Genomic DNA, 20,708 nt, shown 5'->3' with positions numbered 1-20,708 from the left:
TAAACCCCGTCGCCCGTATGCCCAACGAAGATAAAATAGCGATTGCAGGAACTAAGAAAGATTATTACTTCGTCGTGATAAATGAACGCGGTGTAATTCAATGTGCCAATGATGAACTGGCCGATTGTATTCATATTGAAAACACCATTTCACCAAAAAACCTTTTCTTCAACTTTTTATCACCTGTTGGCGCCAAAAATTTAAAAGCGGCCCTGCTTAAAGCTGGTTTTGCCGCAACCCCCTCCTATTTAAAAATGGACCTTTTAAACAGTTCTGTTCATAAAGCAGACTGGAACGTTGTAAGGTTAAAAACAACTAATGAAAAACCAGGGTTATTTATTTGCATAGGCCACAAAACAAACAACGAAAAACCAACCAATAAAAATGGTTCTCATGAATTGGCTAATACACCAACCGAAGGCATTCTCGTTCTGGACAACCGTGGGAATGTGATCGATGCCAATAACAGAGCCGCAATTTTATTAAACACTGTTCCTGGAAGCCTGCTAAATAATGTAACGCTAGCAGACTTGTGTAGTTCCTTAAAAATATTTACAGATCCAATATCTATGGAAGATACCCTTCCTATGAAAACCTTGCTTTCAGGCAAGGCTTATGAACAGGTGATTAAAATGCATGCAGATTGCCCTGAAAGCAAATGGTTACATTTCACCTTCTTTCCACTCTTTGATGACACCGGATCCGTACCCTTTTCTTTTGTTTCCCTAATTAAAGAGATTCCACCCCCAACAGAGCAAAAGCCCCATGACAAAGAGCTGTTTCAAAAAGAATTCTTAAACACCACTTCGGCAATGACCTGGTTAATTGATGACCAGGAACGGCTCATCTTTGCCAACCCGGCTTTCCGTCGCTTTTTGGGATTAACGGAAAATGACCTGAATAAAAAAGCGGTGGATGTAATCCCGCCGTTCTTTAAAAATATTTTCGAAAAAGAGCATCGTAATGTACTGGCAACCGGCATTGCGCATAAAAAGATCTACAAACATCCGCTGGCAGGCGGCACCAACATCTATTTCCTGGTTAACATATTCAAGGTCCCTAATAATTCAAATAAACAACTGCTGGGCGGTGAAGCGCTTGACATCACCTTCGGCTACAATGTTCATGAAGAAATAGCGCGCGCCAATGAACGCCTTATCCGTTTAACCCAGGTTACAACGGAAGCCATCTGGGAATGGGACCTGCAAACCGACGTGGTATTCAGAAGCAAGGCGCTGATAGACCTCATTGGTTCCAGTGAAATAGAAACAATAGGATTTACCTGGTGGTACAATCGAATTCATCCCGATGACCGCGACCGCATTGAATCAAGCGCCAATCAGATCCTGCATAATAAACTACCCAGCTGGCAATGGGAATACCGGCTTAAAAATACCAATGGCTCTTATAGAACCGTACGTGACCGGGGTATTGTTGTATACGAAGGAGAGAAAGCGGTAAAGATCATCGGTTCCATTCTTGACCTTACAGAAATAAAAGAACTGGAAAACCAGTTAATGCAGGAAAAGATCAAACATCAGAAAGCAATTGCAAAATCCATAATTGATACCCAGGAAAAAGAACGGACACGCCTTGGGCAGGAGTTACATGATAATATCAACCAGCTTTTACTGGTCGCTAAATTATACCTGGGGCTTTTAAAACCATCAGAAGCCTCGAATAAGGTAATAGCCAAAAAAGTAATGGACTCGATCAATATGGCTATTACCGATATACAGGCCATCTCAAGGGAAATGGTGCTTCCAAAGCTAAAAGAAAAGACACTGGCCGAAAGTATCCATGAACTGGTAAAGGATGTAAAAATGACCTGCAAGTTCAACATTCGCTTTCTGTACGACAAGCAAGCCACTGAAGGTCTCTCTGAAGGTAAAAAAACCGCACTGTACAGGATCTTACAGGAGCAATTAAAAAACACCATTCAATACAGTAAGGCAAACAATGTTGTTGTTCAGTTAATATGCAATGCCCATTCAGTTGATCTCATCGTTCACGACGACGGCGCAGGATTCGATCCTCTGAAAAAAACAAAAGGGATTGGTTTGCGAAATATTTACGATAGGACCTTGTTGTATAGCGGCACGGTTGAATTACAATCTTCACCCGGCTCCGGCTGCAGGTTAAAAGTAACTATCCCTAAATGTTATTAAAGTGAGTGGTGAGTTGAAATTCAAGTTACAAGTTGCAGGTTTCAGGTTACAAGGAATACAAAAACCTGGAACCTGTAACCTGGAACCTGGAACTCATCTATCTCCCATAATCATCATAAGACTCTTCAGCGTACTTTTCAAAATTCTTGATCAGCTTTTCGTTCTTCACTTCAATGGCCGACAATTTCTTCCGTACGTCGGTTGAAACGGGTATGTACCAGTCCTGCCCATCAAATTCCTGACGAATATCTCTTAGCTTGAACGAATAACCATGCCGCGCATATATTTCATTACGCATATACCGCAACTCTTCTTTATACATATTATTGACATCATCTGCGGTCAATAACTGCGCAGACGCTTTAGGATATCTTCCAAGTGCGGTGTTATATTTAAAATTCTTTCTTTCCAGGATATAATGGCGGCCCGCAATAGCCTTGTTAAACGGCGTCCATTTGCCGGTGATGGTACGATCACTCTTCGAGATCACCAGGTCAAAAATACCATCGTATTTGTTATCACCCGGCTCCTGCAGCGAAGCTTTGATTTTTCCACCTTCCTCTTCATAACTGCCGGTAAAAGGTCGTTCATTTCCGGCACACACGCTATATCCTTTGATGTTACCATCTTCCAGTTCTGAAATGAACATGGTTATTTTATTAGGCGTTGCAGGAAATGAATCTCCATTTTTATCCACGATGATCACTTCTTCGTCGGGTACAAATGAACCAACCCAACTGCCGGTTATGGAAGAAACAGGTTGCGAAAGCGCTTGTGCAGTACCGCTCTTAGCCGGTTTAGCAGCAGGTTTTTCTTTGCAGGCAGCCAAACTGCCAACAACGGTAAGGGTTAAAAAGATCAGTGTTTTAGGGGTCATTATTGGTGATTTAAAAAAACCAAAATAAACATTTTCCCGGTTTAATGAAATGGGTTGACAAACAAACAGCTATTTATTACTTTTATTGCCATGCGTGCATACGGTAATTACGGGTTATTATTACTGCTGGCTTTTTTTTCGGCCCTGATGCTTGAAATAACCCTGCAATACATACCCATTCGCACAGACGCTGCTTTTTTACAGATCAAACAGGATTATATTGACATTCTTCCCTGGCGCATCGCTTTTTTTGTACATGTGTTTTCTTCCATGTTTGTGTTAATAGCCGGGTTTACGCAATTTTCGGGGTACCTGCTCGCGCATTACAAAAAATTGCATCGTGTTATTGGCAAATTATATGTTATTGATATTTTATTTATAACAGGCCCAGCCTCATTCATTATGGCATTACTGGCGAATGGTGGAATTTCTTCAAGAATAGCATTTACTACGTTAGCCATCTTATGGATGGTTACCACAGCCAAAGCATGGCAATCGGCCATGGCCAGGCAATTTAAAGCACATAAGGAATGGATGATGCGCAGTTACGCCTTAACGCTGTCTGCATTAACCTTGCGTGCCTGGAAGTGGTTGCTGATTGCCCTCTTCCACCTGCGTCCGCTGGATGCTTATATGATCGTAGCCTGGCTGGGCTTTGTACCAAATTTAATTTTCACAGAATGGCTTATCAGGAAGGCAGGAAATGAAAAAAATGCGATCATGGCTGCCTAAAAATAGCAGGCTTTCCGGAGCAATTCTTACAGAAGCTTTGTAGATTTGTTATGAATCCCGCTTTTGAACCACCGCCGTTATGGTAATAAAAAATCTGTAATTAATCAACCAACCTGTGCTCAATATTTCATCCGGCTGCAACGTTGCAATATCTTTTTTGGTCAATCTACTTATGCGTATGAGATATTTCGTGCTGCTTGTAGTGTTGCTATTGAGCAACCAACTTGCCGCGCAAAACTGCACAAGCCTGGGGCAACTTCCTTCAACAGCCTTTCCCGTGTGCGGTGTAGATACCTTCTCCCAAACAAATGTACCCATTTGCATGACCCATACGCTTACGGTTCCCGGTTGTACGGGTGATGGCAATGCATATGGCGATAAAAACCCATACTGGTACCGTTTCACCTGTTATCAAACCGGTACATTAGGATTTTTGATCACGCCAAATAATCTGAACGACGACTATGACTGGATGTTATACGATATAACCGGTCATAACCCCGAGGAAGTATTTACCAATACTTCACTGATCGTAACCGGTAACTGGGCTGGTACGTCAGGCTTAACCGGCGCTTCCAATGCAGGTGTAAATTTTATACAATGCGCTTCAGACCCCAATGATAAAAAAAATGCATTCAGTACCATGCCCACCATTCAACAGGGGCATACCTACCTGTTACTGGTAAGCCATTATACCAATTCACAAAGCGGGTACAAATTATCTTTCGGTGGCGGTACAGGTGTTATCACAGACCCGTTGCTGCCTAAAATAGAAAAAAGCTGGGCAGGTTGCGGTGGCGTTACCGTAACCATCAGGATGAACAAAAAAATGAAATGCAACAGTCTGTCAACCAATGGCAGTGAATTTACTTTAACGCCGGCCGCGGCCACAATTGTAGCAGCTACCGGTGTTGGTTGCAGCAATAGTTTTGATATGGACACGGTGGTATTGACCATGAGCAATGCCTTACCTCCCGGCACTTACACCATTACCATGCAAAACGGGCAGGATGGCAATACCCTGCTGGATAACTGCGATCGTAATGTACCCGCGGGTAACGTTATTTCGATCGTCGTTGATCCTGTTATGCCTACTCCCATGGACAGTATTAAACCTGTTGGTTGTGCACCCGATAAACTGGAACTGGTTTTCCGCAGGCCAATAAACTGTAATTCCATTGCTGCCAATGGCAGTGATTTCACCATCACTGGTTCAACACCTGTTAGCATCACCGGCGCTTCCGGAAATTGCGTAAATGGCGTCACCACTTCTATCATCGTTCAACTTTCGGCACCCATTCAAACGGCAGGCAATTACCAGATCCAAATGAAGCCTGGTACCGATGGCAATACTGTTATTGATGAATGCGGTCAGCAAACGCCGGCAGGCCCTGCCCTGCCCTTTGCTACCAAAGACACTGTAAACGCCGATTTCACCTATCAGCTATTGTATGGTTGTAAAGCTGATACTGTAAATTTTTTTCACAATGCCGCCAACAGCATAAACCAATGGAACTGGAATTTTAATAATGAAGCCCGCAGTACGCTGCAGAACCCTGCTTATATTTTTTCCACTTTTGGTCCAAAACAGATAAGCCTGCAGGTATCTAATGGAGTGTGTAAAGACAGCGCTACAACCACCGTTTTGCTCGATAATGAACTGAATGCCGCATTTGGATTCCCTGAAATATTATGCCCGGAAGACAAAGCTGTTTTTACCGACAGCAGTATTGGCAAGATCATTTCCTGGAACTGGAATTTCGGGAATGGCAATACCAGTACTTTACAAAATCCCCTGCCTGAAACTTATCCCAACCCAACTACCGACCGGTCAAAATACTATACCATCCGCCTGATTGTGGAGAACAACATACATTGCTTTGATACCGCAGCACATCAAATGAAAGTGGTAAACAGTTGTTTCATTACAGTGCCAAACGCATTTACACCGAATGGCGACGGCAAAAACGACAACCTGTATCCACTCAATGCCTGGAAGGCGACAAATCTTGAATTTTACATATATAACCGGTATGGACAAGTAGTATTTCACACTACCAACTGGGCAAATAAATGGGATGGCCGCATCAATGGCCAGTTACAATCTATTGGCGTATACGTTTGGTCATTGCGATATACATTGATCGATACGGGAGAAAAGGTATTCAAGCGGGGAACAACTGTGCTGATCAGGTAATAAGTCCCCTCTTTCGGTATATATGGCTACCAGGAGAGCTCCGTCAACAAAAGACCCTGTAATTTATTGTGTAAGAACCTAAAAAAAATTATTAACGCGGTCATTTTCATTGTAGAAAGTACAACCAACGCGTTCCTGCCGCCATAAATTCAAGCGGTTTTAGCTTTCACTTGCAACGGTGACACAAAGTTACTATCTTCCCCTGCAAAATTTACCCTGAAAGTGCAATTACCCGACCCTAACCAGCGTTATGGTAAATATCCAAAATATGGATTAGAGCCGGGAACCGTACAAACCACAAACATGAAAAAACTTAGCTTCCTTTTCCTCATTCCTATTGGTTTATCTCTATCCGTTGAAGCCCAGAAAATTGATTCGCTGGTTGGGAAATGGAAATATCACGATGTTTACAATAAACAAAAGTACGATTCAACTACCTTAAAAATAGCCAAAGAGTATTTCGGCGGCATGACCCTTTACTTTAAAGCAAACAATCATTACAAAGCTTTTGTGATGAACAATAATGATGAAGGAATATGGAGCCGGAACGGATCAACAAATAAAGTAAGATTAACCTCATACAAAGGACATTCGAATGAATCACAAATTATTGGCCTGAATAACGACCAGCTTATCTTAACCCTGGGTGAAGGTTCCTTTATTTTAACCAGAACAAGCATTAGCGAATCTGACAATGTTGAGCAACCCCTTCCTGTTATAAAAACGGTAAGCGTTACGAAGAGCCAGTTCTGTAAAAAATGGTTTTTAAACAGGCGTGAAGTGCCAGGCAGATCAGAAGCACAGGTTAAAATGGCAAGCAAACTGATAAAAGGCGCCTACGCACATTTTAAAATGAATGGCGACTATGAAGCACAATCTCTAAAAGTTACAGAAAGTGGTAAATGGGTTTTTGGCCCTGGTAATAAATCAATCATTGTAACCATAGAAAATCAGCAACGCATCTGGAATATTAAAGCGATCAGTCCTACTCAATTGGTCCTGATCAGCGGTTATACCGACGAGGTGTGGAAGTTTTCAACCAAACTTTTATAATTACAGTTTAAACAGATAAAAACGGGACTGACCAAAAAGTGCAGTCCCGTTTTCTTTTCCATGACTAAGTGATGCTAGATGGTTTGATGGTTTAATGGCTGAAATGGCTGGGCCTGCAGCCATTCGGGGTTCCTGCGAATACTCATAAACCTAATTTTTCAACGATCAACCATCAAGCAATTGAGCCATCAAACAATCCAAAAGCAATAATCCTCACCGTTTTGGTCAACCCGCTTTTAATTCTAATCATGCGCTTCAATTGTCACTTCAACCCCATCGTTCCAGTTTTTGTACTCGGGTGTATAGTACAGGTAAGTATTGCTGGCCTTTCCTTTGTACGAGCCCGCTATTTCTGCTTTAAGATCGAGCTTTATCTTTTTGGTTTCATTGCCGGCAAATCCCATCCAGTATAACACCAGGTAATTGTCGAAGATCTCATAATAGGCCACCTGGTTCGTTTCTTTCAACTCTTTCAGTTGCCAGGGTTGTAGCGCCAACCCGGCGGGAATGCCGATTTTAGCTATCGCCATGGGCTGTAATACGGATTTTTCATTGGCCACCTCAATGTCCATGCGCACGGTTTCCCCTACCCTTGTCAGTGAATCGGCTAACCTGGTAGCCAATGTCAATTCTGCTTTAGGGCTGTTGGGCGGCGTAAAGGTGTTATACGCTACTTCCAGGTTATATGGAATGGCGTTCCGGCTTCCGTATTGTACCGCAAATACATTCCTTCCTTCATGCACCGTTGCGCTTAGATCGCTTTCAGCAACAGCCATGGTATCATTCATGGTAAAGGTGATCTGCGGGTTTTCCGCCATGCGGCCGGAGAGTTTTGCATAAGTAACTATAGCTTGCAAAGCCAGTACGGTAGCCTGTGTTGACCCATAACCATAATAGGATTTTTCAGCCAGTATTCTTGAAATAAGGTTGGCTACGGCATTCAGATCGGCCGACGATTCACGCATTAATGCCAACGCATAAAGCGAAGCTGTTTCAACGCGCAACGATGCATCCCGGGAGTTAACCACACTTGTTTCAGATGACAGGTTCGATTTTTGTGACCTGGCATTTAATGCATTCATCAACAGCCTGAAATCATTTTCCTGCTTCATATTGGAAGCAGCCAGGGCCATCATGGCCAATAGGTACCCATCATTGCTTTCCAATGCCTTTTTAACGGCGGCTGCATATTCGCGTTCAATCTCTTTGCCAATACCCGCCTGGGTCAAGGCATAAACAATATAGATGTGCGCAATTTTATTGGGTACCGAAGCAAAGCGGTCATATCCACCAGAAGCCAGGTTAAAAGAACCATTACCGTCGCGGCGGTCCAACAAAAACTGTTTGGTGCGTTCCAGCATTCGTTTATCTACCTGGATGAATTCCTGCATATCGGTAAATTCCAATAAACCGTATGCCGTTAATGCTTCATGCGGTGGCGTATTGCCGAACCATTCAAACCCATTCTTCTTTGTTTCAAACCCAATTAGTCGTTTATACCCCCTCTCTATGTACCCGAGCGCTTTCTTTTCAATATCCGGATTTGATCTTCCCGACTCGCGCAGGTATTTCAGGATATAAATATTCGGATAGGTACAGGATGAGGTTTGTTCAAAACAACCATATGGCTCCCGCAGCATCGACTCAATGCCATCCAGCAGTTGTCCTTCCAGGTTTTTAAATAGTTTCAGGTTGGTGCGCAGGCTGCCGGGCATTACTTTGCTTATGGTAAATTCATGTTTGCCGTTCCTGTTTCCTGAAAAAGTTTCTATTACCGGGAAGCCTTTTTCCACAGCCGTTATAGGCAATTTGATCGTTTCTGTTTTCAGATCGGTCTCTACAATAAATTGTATGTTCCCGTTAGTGGGCGCAATTGCCTTTACCGGGATCAATAGTTGCTGCGAGCTGTCGGCCGGCAACAGGAGGGAAGTTGGTAAAAAAACGGATTGCATGGTGAGCGGCAATGATATTTTTACCCGCACCTGCAGATCCTGGATGTGGTTATTTTTTATTACCAGTGGAAGAAGCGCATAATCACCCACCGTTAAACAGGGAGGAATCTTTGCATCCACAGTCATCGCATTTTGCGTGATATACGTATATTCCGTTCTTCCGGCTTTTCCATTATAGCCAATGCCTTCAGCAATGGCCCTGAATGTGGTAGATGCATCTGAATTATAAAACTCAACCGTGGCTGTTCCCTGCTTATCTGTCTGAATGACCGGGTTCCAAAAAATGGTCTCTCTGAAATCGGTTCGTTCCTGCGGTTCCGTTGAGTAATATTTAGGCGCATAAAACCGCCTGGCCACTGAAAATACTGGCCCGTTGGCTGTTTTCACTGATTGAGAAGCATAATGATACTTATCCGGGAAAGTAAACCGTATGCTGCCGGTCCTGAATTTTTTAGTCTCTACGATAATCACTCCATATGCCGCCCGACTTCCATATAATGCTGTTGCAGCCGCATCTTTCATAACAGTGACCGATTCTATATCGCCGGCATTCAATGCATTTAACCGGTATAACTCCATCGGTACGCCATCCAATACGATCAGCGGATCTATATTACTTGCTAATGACCGGGCGCCCCGGATCATCACCTTTTCAGCATCCATCGGGTTGGCCTGCTTTGTTATATACAATCCGGCTACCCTCCCCTGTAATGCAGTAGCAATATTCACCTGGCTTATTTCATTTCCTTTTATAGTGGCAACGCTTCCTGTCAAATGCTGTTTTCTCGCCGCGCCAAATCCAATGACCACTACATCTTCCAGCCGGTTCACTTTTGACTTATCAAAATATCCAACGCTGTTCTCAATTTTCATCTCCCGGGCCATTGCAGGCGCCTGATCTGGCAAAGCAACGCCCGCCATTGGCACTTCCATTTGCCAACCCTTTTTAAGGGATGCCAGTAGTGCATGTTCCCTGTTCTTAAGCGGGTTATACCCCAGGCCATTTTGTGTTACCTGTATTGTTACTTTCTCTGTTTTATTAGCGGCATGGGCAAATAAGTAATAAATGCTGTTGGGTGTAAGCTGTGAAAAAAAGAACAGGCCATCTTCTGTGGTATTGTATTGAATGGCTTTACCACCTGTTACAGCATGAACAAGGAAAACAGATCCCTTTACAGGTTGCTTTTGTGCATTCACAATAGTACCGCTTACAATATTTTGCTCATCGGGCATATAGGATAAGGCGCCCTGCTTTTCTACTGATTCAATGTAATCAAAATACCGGTACCCATGTGTGAGCATAACCAGGTCAAGCGCTGGTAAAGCTTTTGGCTCATCCTTTTTAAAATAGAATGCAGGCTCTTCAATTTTTCCTTTTAATTCTGAGCTCATCAATAACCAGGACAGAATATGGTCCTGCTTATCATCGGCAAATGACCATAACTTATCATCCAATACTGCCAGCGATAAATTGGAAGGAACGGGATTGCCTTTTTCATCGAGTGTTTTTATAGTAAGCGAAACTTTCTCCCTGGGCAAATACTTTGGTTTGCTGGTAGTAATACTTACCTGAAGATTTTTGTTCTCGTTCAGAAAGATCAACCGTTCGGCCACCGGCAGGTCGTTGGTATACAAAGTAAATTGGGTGATCCCTGCCGGAGGTTTACTATCGTCTATAGCAACACTATTTTCTCCCCGCTGCAATACTATTTTCTTCGTGAACCAGGTGGTATTCTTTGTTTGCCCAACAAGTGTCACTTCTCTTTTATCAGTAGTTGTAAGCTTCGCTACCAACTGATTACTGGCGTTTGATATATTCATAACGATGCCCTTTACCGAAGCCTGCGGCAAGGCAAACTGTTGTGAAACATTGGCCGGGGTAATTATTTTCGCTGTATAGGTTTGGCCTTTTTGCGGCGTGAACAAAAATTTCCCCATCCCAAAGCGATAACTGTCAAAGGAAGCGACTTTATTCCCGCGGCTGTCCAGCACTTCTCCCTTTACATCTACTGGTTTGCCATGCTCATTAACTGCCTTAAATGCTATTTGTGAGGGTATTTCCTGCACCAGCGTTCCCCCTTCAGGCATAAATTGCAGATCGATCTTATTGAGAACAATAGGAATGCTTCTTGAAATTGCTTCTGTATAGGAATCGTACTGAATGGTGATGTTTAATAATCCATCTGTAGTATTTAATGTTCCGGGAAGAAAAAAACGGAGCTGCGCCTTTCCTTCATCATCTGTTGTAAAGGTGTTGGTTTGCACGATGGCGCCATCAATAGATACTTTGTACGTGGCCGGATAATTCCTTACCGGCTGATCATTGAGGTTACGCATAGAGAAATCGGCCTTTACTTCATCTCCGCCGCCATATCCTTTTTCAGGAAAATCCAGTTTCATCAATAACCTGGGCGTTATTACTTTTAACAGGGTGATCTCTTTTACGAAAAAAGTATGTTCTTCCTCATTCCGCATCCACGTAGTGAATGCCCTGATCTTATAAACACCGCCTGGCGCCTGTTCATCAAAGCTAAATGACCCCTCCGCATAGCCGTTCTCCACCCCGTAATTTAATTTTTGCACCACATTGCCCGATGGGCCAATGATCTCGGTATATACCGCAGTGCTCAGGAACGAAGGGGTTTGCGTATTGGCTTTTACCACGTATACCTTGAAATACATTGTTTCGCCCGGCTTAAAATAAACGTGGCTCGTTTGTATATATACTTTCTCTTTGGAGCTTGCATAATCAAGACTTTGTCCTGTACCTGTAACCGGATACAAACAGATCAATGCCAGAAGCAGCAGGTAGCTTTTTACGGTGTTTCGCATATTGTTAGAATTGAATGGAAATATTACAACCGAAAGTTTTAGTAGAAGGCAGATTAAAAAAGTCGAGGCCGTTGGCATTGGATTGATCGTACAATAACTGATTAGGATCAGCGCCTTTGTAAGCCGAATACAATACCAGGTTGTTGGCATAGAGCGAGAACGACAGCTGCTGGATGTATTTCCTAAGACTTAGTTTATAACTTATATTTATGGTGTTCAATCGCAATACATCAGCCCGCTGAATGTATTCTTCTCCAACACCACTATGTCCATACCGCGTCCAGCGATTGTGCTCCACAGGCAGCGTAACATCATAAAAAGATACGGGGATGTTATTGGGCTGTTTATCCTGCAGCACACCGGTAAATACAAAACCCGTAATATTTCTGTCCGCTGCTGAAGTAGCTGACCGTCCATAATAATCCAATACTGCCTGCGTACCGTTCCACATCTGCCCACCCTTTTTCCATTCCCAATAGAGGTCCACGTAAAAATTTCTCCATCTACGGCGTTGTTCAGTTTAACTATAAAATCAGGGATGGGATTGCCGATCACTTTTGGGGTGGCATTTGCCAGCGGAAAACCATCGCTGCCAATCAATACATTGTTATTGGCATCACGCTGGTAACTGGTGCCTGTTATACTGCCCAGGGCCGCTCCTTTCACAATAGCCGTATGCACATTGCTGAACCCGGCCAAAGGGGTAAAGTCATATCCGTCTTTTACGTCAGTTACTTTGATATTGTTGGCAAAAAAGGAAAGCGAGTTCTCTGTATAAAAATCCATTTTGCCTTGATTCAACGTTAAGCCCAGTTCAAGCCCGTTGTTGCGATGATCAGCTATATTTTTCAGCACCAGGTTACCATTTTCAAAAACGGGAAAAACATCGTTCCCTGTTTTCCTGCTGAACAGTTCACCATACAACGTAACGCGATATTTGTATTTAAGCTCTATGCGGCTTGTCCATTCACTATGGCGCACCGGTTCCAGGTTATCAAAACTGTTCACTTCTGTTACCGGAAAAAAACCGAATGCCTGCTGCGTTGAATATTGCAACAGGCTGTTTTGCGAAAAAGACCGCCCAACCGCTAATTCATTATTAAACCGGTTATAAGCGACGCTGAGCCTTGCGGAGATATTTTCCAGGTTTAAAAAATCATCGTCGAATACAAAAGCTGATATGTTAGGTAAAAAATAATTATTAACGGTTGCCGTGTTGGAAGCGTATAACTTATTGGTAAGATAAAGGCCGACCTCCGTATAGCTACGTTCGTATTTGGCGAACCAGGTAAGCGACGCATCATGTGCTGAACGCTGGTAACGATAAGCGGCATTGGGACTATAATCGATGGCAGACCGGTTGTTCGTATAACTATAGTGCGCACTGACCTTACCGGAGAAATGATAATCATTGAACTTTACATAATAGGAGGCATTGCCTTCCAGCAAATAATTTACATTCTTTTTTGTACGGTCAATAGCTATTCCATTTGGAAAGAAAGCACTTCCCGGTTTATATCCTTCCCGGTTATTCTGGTACAGCTTTTCTATCGATTGCGTGATCTTATACCTGAATGACTTTTGTTTATACTCCACCATCAAACTACCGGTACGATGTGTCTGTAAAAATCGATTTCCATTATCTGTCAATAAATACATGGGATTATCAGCTTCAGCACCATATGCGGGTTGCATTCCCGCAATGCGCGTATTTTGCGCATTGTCAAAACTGATCGGGCTCAATATAGCATCCTGGTAAACGCGGTTCAAAAATCCATTCCTGTTCGGGTTAGAAAACTCATCCTGTAAAAAAGTATAACCACCGGTAATGCTCAGCTTTTTTATAGTGGTTTCCAGGGAGGTCGAAATATTACGGGAGGTATTTTTATTATACTTAATAAAGGTGTTCTCCCTCGATTGTCCCAATTTGATTGTCCCGTTCACTAATGGTTCGCCACCTGCCATATACCGGCCCTGTATGCGTAAAGCCTGTGATAACAAAGAAGCCGTTCTGAAAATGTTGTTATTGTAAACGTTGGCAGCAGTGCCATTGCCCGTACCAACAGGCACCAGTTTACCCTGCGCATCATAGGCATAATTGCTGCCATCATACTCCAGTGAATTTATAGCCGGTCCGTAACTGAACATATCACCGGTTTCTGCACCGCGCCAGGCCAATGCGCCGTTCTGCGATCGTCCCTGCACATATTGTGTTTGCAGCGCTGGTAGCTGGTTGATCCGTTTTATTTCTACCCGGGTACTGAACTGGCCGCCTAATTGCAGCGCCTTTTCATTATACGGTTCAATATTCAACATACCGTTATGAATGCTGATCTTACCTACACGAAAACCGTAATAATCGCGATGCATCATCAGGGGAGATAGCTGGATACTATTTATGGTATCGGGCCAGAAATTTTTTAACCGCAGGCTATCTTTACTGATCAACGCCAGGTAATCGGTCGACAACAGAGGGGTTACTTCCTGCGTGTAAGCAAACGCATGGAATAGCAATAACAATAGCAGTTGTTTCACGTACAGTTGTTTATTGCTGGATGCGGGGGCTGAAAGAATTACATAACCGGGCAGGAAAAATTTGCAAAAACAGCTTTAAGCCGTAAGCTTTAAGCCATAAGCAAATACAAAAGCCATCAGTTTTCTGCTTGCAGCTTATAGCTTGCAGCTTGCAGCTTTTGGCTAACCTTTACCATATCTTTATCGGACACTCCACTTTCTCTAAACTTTCGGCCAGTCGTTGCCATAAACCGATATAAGATAACGACAATTCAAAACCGCCCCTGAACTGGGATGCCGTGGTGAGCTTGCTTATATTAACATCATAACTTAAACCAATACCTAACTGATGGGTATATAATTTTATAATGGGAATAAATGCATCATTCCAACGAAATGTACCGCCGACTGCTATAGATAAGGCCGCTTCATCTCCTTTTTCATCAAAGCTATGCGAATACAACCCACCGCACTGGATCATTCGGTTTCCGCCCTGCATAAAATAATCGGCATAAAAAACGATCTTGTCCATATCGTTGATCCATGCAGATAACCCACCGTTCAAACCCCACTTTCTGTTCAACCGCACATCGTACTCTTTTGTAAACGCAACCCGTGGTTCCGTTATATGAAATACTCCGCCACCAATATACATATTGATGTTATTGCTAAGGCTTGTTTTAAAACTTACACCAACAGAACCATCCCAATAAGTTAAACCGGTATTGCCAAATTGTTGCCGGGTTGCATTGGAAGCGCTGTACGCCCCATTCACATACTGATCGTCGAACTGCAATTTGCTGGCATCAAAACGTTGACTTACAACCCCACCCATAAAAGCAAGGGAAATAAAACTGGTTTTATCTTCATTCAATAATTTGTGATAATTAATAACCGGCAGCACCTGGGTGCGTTGCAATTTTGAATCACCGGCCACATCATTGGTAGCCTGTATTCCGGCCGTAATAAAATCACCTGTTGAAAAACCCCGCAACAATTTACATTCACCACTCATGCCCATGGTGCGATAAGGGACCGTGACGCTTTGCCATTGATTGCGGTAGGCAGCCGATAACCGGAAATTGCCGGAGAAAATACCCGCCAGCGCCGGGTTGCGTAAGATGGGGAATTCGTAGAACTGGGAAAAATGAATATCCTGCGCCTTCATTATTACTGAATGAAACAACAGATATATAAAAAAACAATAGGGTACAGATCGGTGCATAAAGTTTGTGGTTTGTTGTTTGTGGTCTATGGTTGGGTTTACGAGCTTTTTAGCGTTGTTCCCTGTATTTGCTTACAGCTTATAGCTTACAGCTTACAGCTTAAATCTTACAGCTTATATCATGGGCGCACGGCTTTAGGCTTTCAGCTTTGAACCCAGTGCTACTTTAAGAGCGTAACATTCCCTTTATACGTATTGATAAGGTCATTCTCACAAACCACCTCAGCAATGTAAACATATACTTCCGCCGGGCCGGTAGCGCCGCGTATTCTTCCGTCCCAGCCAAAGGCAGGATCGTTCGGCGAGAAGTTTGTTTTTTCAAAAACCAGTTCACCCCAGCGGGAGAAAACCCTGAATGAACGCACCAGTGCCACCCCTTTGCCGCGCACCATGAAAACATCATTCATGCCATCGCCATCAGGTGAAAAAGCATTCGGGATAAACACCTGTGTGCTCAAACAAAATGGTCTGATGTTCATGGAATCAACACCTACACAACCATTTTCATTGGTGACCCTGGCATAATACGTCGTATTTTTTTTGACAGTAGCCACCGGTGTTGAGCAGGAAGTACAACTGAGATCAGCGCCAGGCGACCATTGCCACGATACAATAGGACCATTCTGAGTTTTGGGAGCGAAGGTGTGCGTACTTCCGGTAGCCAACGCCACATCCGGGCCTACATCTACTTGCGGCTTCGGATTTACGATCACCTTTATAAAACCGGTATCTGTAAAACACTGGTGGCCATCGAAACCAATTACCTGGTAGTTAGTGGTCGTTTTCGGTGCTGCCACCGGGTTAGCAATATTGGAGCGGCTTAACCCCTGCCCCGGTGACCACGCATACGTTACTGCGGCTCCCTGCGCCTGCAGGTTCACCATTTGTCCTTCGCAAATTGTTTGATCAGGCGAAACCGTTATTTCAATTGGTTGAAATACGGTCAGGTTTATTGTGTCCTTATCAATACATCCGCTCTCGATGCTGGTAACGGTAACCACATAGGTGGCTGGCTGTGGCGGTCTGCCTACAGGTTGGGCAACCAGGGAGTCTGATAAAAAGTTCGCCGGTGACCATGCATAGGTGAATCCGCTGGCAGCCGGCGAACCAATGGTTATCGGATGATCAGGACAAACTACAGTATCCGGTCCTGCATTGGCCAATGGCAATATAGGATACACAGACGCCTGCAGCGTATCACTGCAACCAAAACCATTAAAGGGTACAACCACAACATTCACATTATTAATTGGTGGCGCAGGATCGATCACAAGGACTTCACCCGTTCCCAGTTCTTTAGTGAAATTATCATCGAACCATTTATATTCCTGGAAACCGGCCGGACCGGTAAAGGTGGCCACCATCGGATTACATTCAAAATGAGCAATCGCAGATACATTGCATTCTCCCACATCAACATAAGCATATCCCCAGTGACCGCCCTGGGTGCAGTCGGCGGTAGTAAACTCCAGTTGCAAGGTTTTGCCGGCATAGGCATCCAGGTTAAGGAATGCCGACGACCAGGGCTTAAACTTAACCGTACCATCAACCGGCGATGTTTGAAAACCAGGCAGCGATGCCGTGGCAATGTATTCGTTGGAAGCACAAGGCAGGTAAGTATTGGATTGCACATCGAGCATGCGGGCAATAAACCGGGGTTGTTCGTTTGCCACATGACCCGGGTCCTCAAACACCACTGCGTACCGGTAAGTAATGGACGCATCTTTCGCATTGGCCGGAACGGTAAATTCATATACAATACGTTCCGCCTCTTTATTAATATCATCGTTGCCCAGTTTTACGGCATATCCACTGCCATCGGGCGGGTTAATGGGAAATCCACCATACGGGTCAAGCGTGGCACCTGCTGCTTTTACTAATAGGGTATGCCTGCCGGTTACAGGCGATGAGGCCGTTACATTTATTACATTCTTATTATTTTGAACGTCTGTTTCTCCTATGTAACATCGCCAGTTATTAAAGGAGCCGGATTCAAAGTCAATATTGGTGGGACAAGTTTCGGCTTGCAGCGCCTTGACCGGGTTGTGGTTTGAAGTTTGTGGTTTGTGGTTCTTTAATTCGAACTGGCTGATATTATTCGAACTTCCCGAATTCGTGGCACTCCCGATTGACGATTCACGATTCACGATCTGGCTGGTAGCCTTCTGGAATAGACATAGCAATACTAATACAAAAGAGGTAAAATTCCCTTTCATAGGTTAACGGTTAACGAATTAGCGGAATACCAGGCTTTCAGACCGGTGTAGGTTGGGATCCTTCGACTTCGCTCAGGACGTGCTTCGACTTCGCTCAGGACGTGCTTCGACTTCGCTCAGGACGTATATTATGGAGAAGGGCTGGTGGGTTAAGCAGTTCTATAAAATGTAAAATATAGTCATGGTATTCCTGTTTGGTGTTTTCAAAAATATCTTATACGGACTGCTACTTTTTATACTTTGCAAATACTGTGCAATAATTTTAAAAGGTGAACAACTTATGGGCGGACCAATCGTTAGGGTGGCCCCCGGGAAGAGAAAATCGGTTAAACCTTTATTAACATCTGTTTAATTTTTTGTGGGTCTATAGCTGATATGTTATTAACCATTACTTTTATCGGGCATACAATTATTACAACCAATGGATACCCGTAGAGAATTCCTTAAAAAAGCATCCCTGATTTCCGGCGGCGCCGGCCTTATGCAATTGTTACCCCCCGCCATTGCCAAAGCGCTGGCCATTGATCCCGACGCGGGCAGCACCTGGAAAGACGCAGAGCATGTCGTATTCCTGATGCAGGAGAACCGGTCGTTCGATCATGCATACGGCTCATTACAAGGCGTACGTGGCTTTAACGACCCGCGGGCTATCCGGTTACCCAATAAAAACCTGGTTTGGCTGCAAACCAATAACGAGGGCGAAACCTATGCGCCTTTCCAGCTTGATATTCACAACACCAAAGCCACGTGGATGAACTCCCTCCCCCACTCCTGGTCCAACCAGGTTGATGCCCGGAACAACGGCCGGTACGACAAATGGCTGGAGGCCAAACCTTCCGGCAACAAAGATTACAAGGCTATGCCTTTGACCCTGGGTTTCCATACCCGGGAAGATATTCCGTTCTATTACGCCCTGGCCGATGCCTTCACTGTTTGCGATCATAATTTTTGTTCTGCCCTTACCGGCACCACGCCCAACCGCCTGTATTTCTGGAGCGGCACCATTCGCGAAAAACAGGATGAGAACGTGCCGGCCAATGTTTGGAACGAAGACGCCGATTACGACACTATGGTAAACTGGACAACCTATCCTGAGCGATTGGAAGACAATGGCATATCCTGGAAAGTGTACCAGAATGAATTGAGTGTGGGCGTAGGATTTGAAGGAGAAGAAGATGGCTGGCTGGCTAATTTCGGCGACAACCCGCTGGAATATTTCACGCAATACCAGGTAAAATTCCATCCGGCATATATAAAGAACCTGCCCAAAGCAGCCGCCCTGCTTGCAGAAGAGATCAAAAAGCAGGAGCAAAGCCTGGCAGCCGGTACGGATGCTGAGCAAGTGAAGAAAAGGATTGAAAAGCTGAAGGCGCAACTCAAGATCGTTGAAGCAGATCAAATAAAATATACCGCAGCAAATTATGAACGGCTCACCGCCCGGGAAAAGAACCTGCATGAAAAGGCGTTTGATACCAATAAGAACGACCCCAACTATCATGAGCTTACTACAATAAAGTATAAAGACGGCAATAAGGAACGCGAAATGAAAGCGCCGAAGGGCGATGTGCTGCACCAGTTCCGTGAAGATGTTAAAAACGGTAAACTGCCAACCGTTTCATGGATCGTTGCGCCGGAAAACTTTTCCGATCATCCCTCTGCAGCCTGGTTCGGCGTGTGGTATATCAGCGAAGTACTGGATATATTAACGCAGAACCCCGAAGTATGGAAGAAAACGATCTTCATTTTAACCTACGATGAAAACGATGGCTACTATGATCACCTGCCGCCCTTTGTAGCGCCACATCCGCATAATGCGTCAACCGGTTTCACCTCTTCCGGCGTTGATACCGGCGTGGAATATGTAGTGAATGAAAAACAACAATCCATTAAAGAGTTCGCACGCGAAAGCTCTATCGGCCTGGGCTACCGGGTACCCATGGTTGTAGCTTCGCCCTGGACGCGTGGCGGCTGGGTAAACTCACAAGTGTTCGATCATACTTCCTCACTGCAATTCCTGGAAACATTTCTATTGCACAAAACAGGAAAGAAAATTGAGGAAACCAACATCAGTAAATGGCGTCGTACGGTTTGCGGTGATCTTACTTCTGTATTCAGACCTTATAATGGCGAGAAGATCACGCTTCCCGAATTTCTGGAAAGAGATGAATTTATAGAAGGCATTCATAAAGCCCAATTCAAAAAACTGCCATCGAACTTTAAAAAGCTGACAGCAAAAGAAATAGCAGCCATCAATAAAGCACCCTGGCAATCGCCTTTCATGCCACAGCAGGAAAAAGGCATCCGCAACGCCTGTGCCCTGCCCTATGATCTGGATGCTGATTGTATCTTGTCTGCCGATAAAAAAACAGTGGAGATCATCCTCAGAGCAGGCAAGAGCTTTGGGGAACGATCGGCCGGTTCGCCTTTTCATATTTACGCACCCGGTAAATACCAGCAACAGGAGATGCAAAACTGGGCCTACGCCGTGGAACAGGGACGCTACATACAACCCAAATGGCAATTGAACGATTTTGAGAACAATACCTATCATTTACTGGTGTATGGTCCCAATGGTTTCTTTCGTGAATTTTTGGGCACGCCGAACGATCCGCAGGTTATGTTATTATGTGCCTATGAAACAGATGCCAAAGGCCAGCATACCGGTAATGTGGTTATCTGGGCAAACAATACCGGCACACAACCCGTTGTCTTTGAAATAACAGACAATGCATATAAAAATCCGGCGCAAAGCATTACCATCCCTGCGGGAAAAAAAGTAAAGAATGCGATCACCATCAATACCGCCAAAAGCTATGGCTGGTACGACTTTTCCATTAAACTAAAAGGCAATCAGTTATTTGAGAAAAGATATGCCGGCCGCGTTGAAACCGGTGAACCAGGTAAAACAGATCCTTTCATGGGTAGAATGGTGTAGCAGGTAC

General features: G+C 44.2%; 11 protein-coding genes. 5 read left to right on the top strand and 6 right to left on the bottom strand.

What is annotated here, in order from left to right:
* Positions 1-17: 17 nt before the first annotated feature.
* Positions 18-2,168, top strand: a complete 2,151-nt coding sequence (locus tag FAM09_RS22515) for a PAS domain-containing sensor histidine kinase (RefSeq protein WP_136579418.1) — start codon at positions 18-20, stop codon at positions 2,166-2,168.
* 97 nt (positions 2,169-2,265) lie between these two features.
* On the opposite strand, the gene FAM09_RS22510 is transcribed toward FAM09_RS22515, so the two are convergent.
* On the bottom strand, positions 2,266-3,045 hold the full coding sequence (locus FAM09_RS22510; RefSeq protein WP_136579417.1) for a YARHG domain-containing protein: 780 nt from the start codon (positions 3,043-3,045) through the stop codon (positions 2,266-2,268).
* Between the two features lie 54 nt (positions 3,046-3,099).
* On the opposite strand from FAM09_RS22510, the gene FAM09_RS22505 reads away from it, so the two are divergent.
* The 3 genes from FAM09_RS22505 (at position 3,100) to FAM09_RS22495 (ending at position 7,027) form a co-directional block, all read left to right on the top strand.
* Complete coding sequence (locus FAM09_RS22505) at positions 3,100-3,777, top strand: DUF2306 domain-containing protein (protein ID WP_136579416.1); 678 nt, start codon at positions 3,100-3,102, stop codon at positions 3,775-3,777.
* A gap of 178 nt (positions 3,778-3,955) precedes the next feature.
* Positions 3,956-5,974, top strand: coding sequence for a T9SS type B sorting domain-containing protein (locus tag FAM09_RS22500; protein ID WP_243751757.1), 2,019 nt, complete (start codon positions 3,956-3,958; stop codon positions 5,972-5,974).
* 303 nt (positions 5,975-6,277) lie between these two features.
* Positions 6,278-7,027: a hypothetical protein gene (locus FAM09_RS22495; protein ID WP_136579414.1), complete on the top strand. Its 750-nt coding sequence runs from the start codon at positions 6,278-6,280 to the stop codon at positions 7,025-7,027.
* Between the two features lie 242 nt (positions 7,028-7,269).
* Here the strand turns inward: FAM09_RS22495 and FAM09_RS22490 are convergent, their stop codons facing one another.
* From FAM09_RS22490 to FAM09_RS22475, 5 genes are all read right to left on the bottom strand, one after another.
* Complete coding sequence (locus FAM09_RS22490; RefSeq protein WP_166437242.1) at positions 7,270-11,811, bottom strand: TonB-dependent receptor plug domain-containing protein; 4,542 nt, start codon at positions 11,809-11,811, stop codon at positions 7,270-7,272.
* 4 nt (positions 11,812-11,815) lie between these two features.
* On the bottom strand, positions 11,816-12,031 hold the full coding sequence (locus FAM09_RS30930; RefSeq protein ID WP_166437241.1) for a hypothetical protein: 216 nt from the start codon (positions 12,029-12,031) through the stop codon (positions 11,816-11,818).
* The gene (locus FAM09_RS22485) at positions 12,028-14,346 is read right to left on the bottom strand and encodes a TonB-dependent receptor (RefSeq protein WP_136579412.1); all 2,319 of its coding nucleotides are present in this window, start codon (positions 14,344-14,346) and stop codon (positions 12,028-12,030) included. The genes FAM09_RS30930 and FAM09_RS22485 overlap by 4 nt, the downstream gene beginning before the upstream one ends.
* A gap of 169 nt (positions 14,347-14,515) precedes the next feature.
* Positions 14,516-15,550 carry a PorP/SprF family type IX secretion system membrane protein gene (locus FAM09_RS22480; RefSeq protein ID WP_136579411.1) on the bottom strand — a complete coding sequence of 345 codons (1,035 nt, stop codon included), beginning with the start codon at positions 15,548-15,550 and terminating at the stop codon, positions 14,516-14,518.
* Between the two features lie 161 nt (positions 15,551-15,711).
* Positions 15,712-17,766 carry a gliding motility-associated C-terminal domain-containing protein gene (locus FAM09_RS22475; RefSeq protein WP_136579410.1) on the bottom strand — a complete coding sequence of 685 codons (2,055 nt, stop codon included), beginning with the start codon at positions 17,764-17,766 and terminating at the stop codon, positions 15,712-15,714.
* Between the two features lie 421 nt (positions 17,767-18,187).
* Between FAM09_RS22475 and FAM09_RS22470 the strand changes: the two genes are divergently transcribed.
* The gene (locus FAM09_RS22470; RefSeq protein WP_136579409.1) at positions 18,188-20,701 is read left to right on the top strand and encodes a phosphocholine-specific phospholipase C; all 2,514 of its coding nucleotides are present in this window, start codon (positions 18,188-18,190) and stop codon (positions 20,699-20,701) included.
* Positions 20,702-20,708: the final 7 nt, after the last annotated feature.

This window comes from Niastella caeni (genome assembly GCF_004834005.1).
GTDB lineage: Bacteria > Bacteroidota > Bacteroidia > Chitinophagales > Chitinophagaceae > Niastella > Niastella caeni.
The sequence above is the reverse complement of the archived record's forward strand: the minus strand, read 5'-3'. Positions and strand labels throughout refer to the sequence as shown.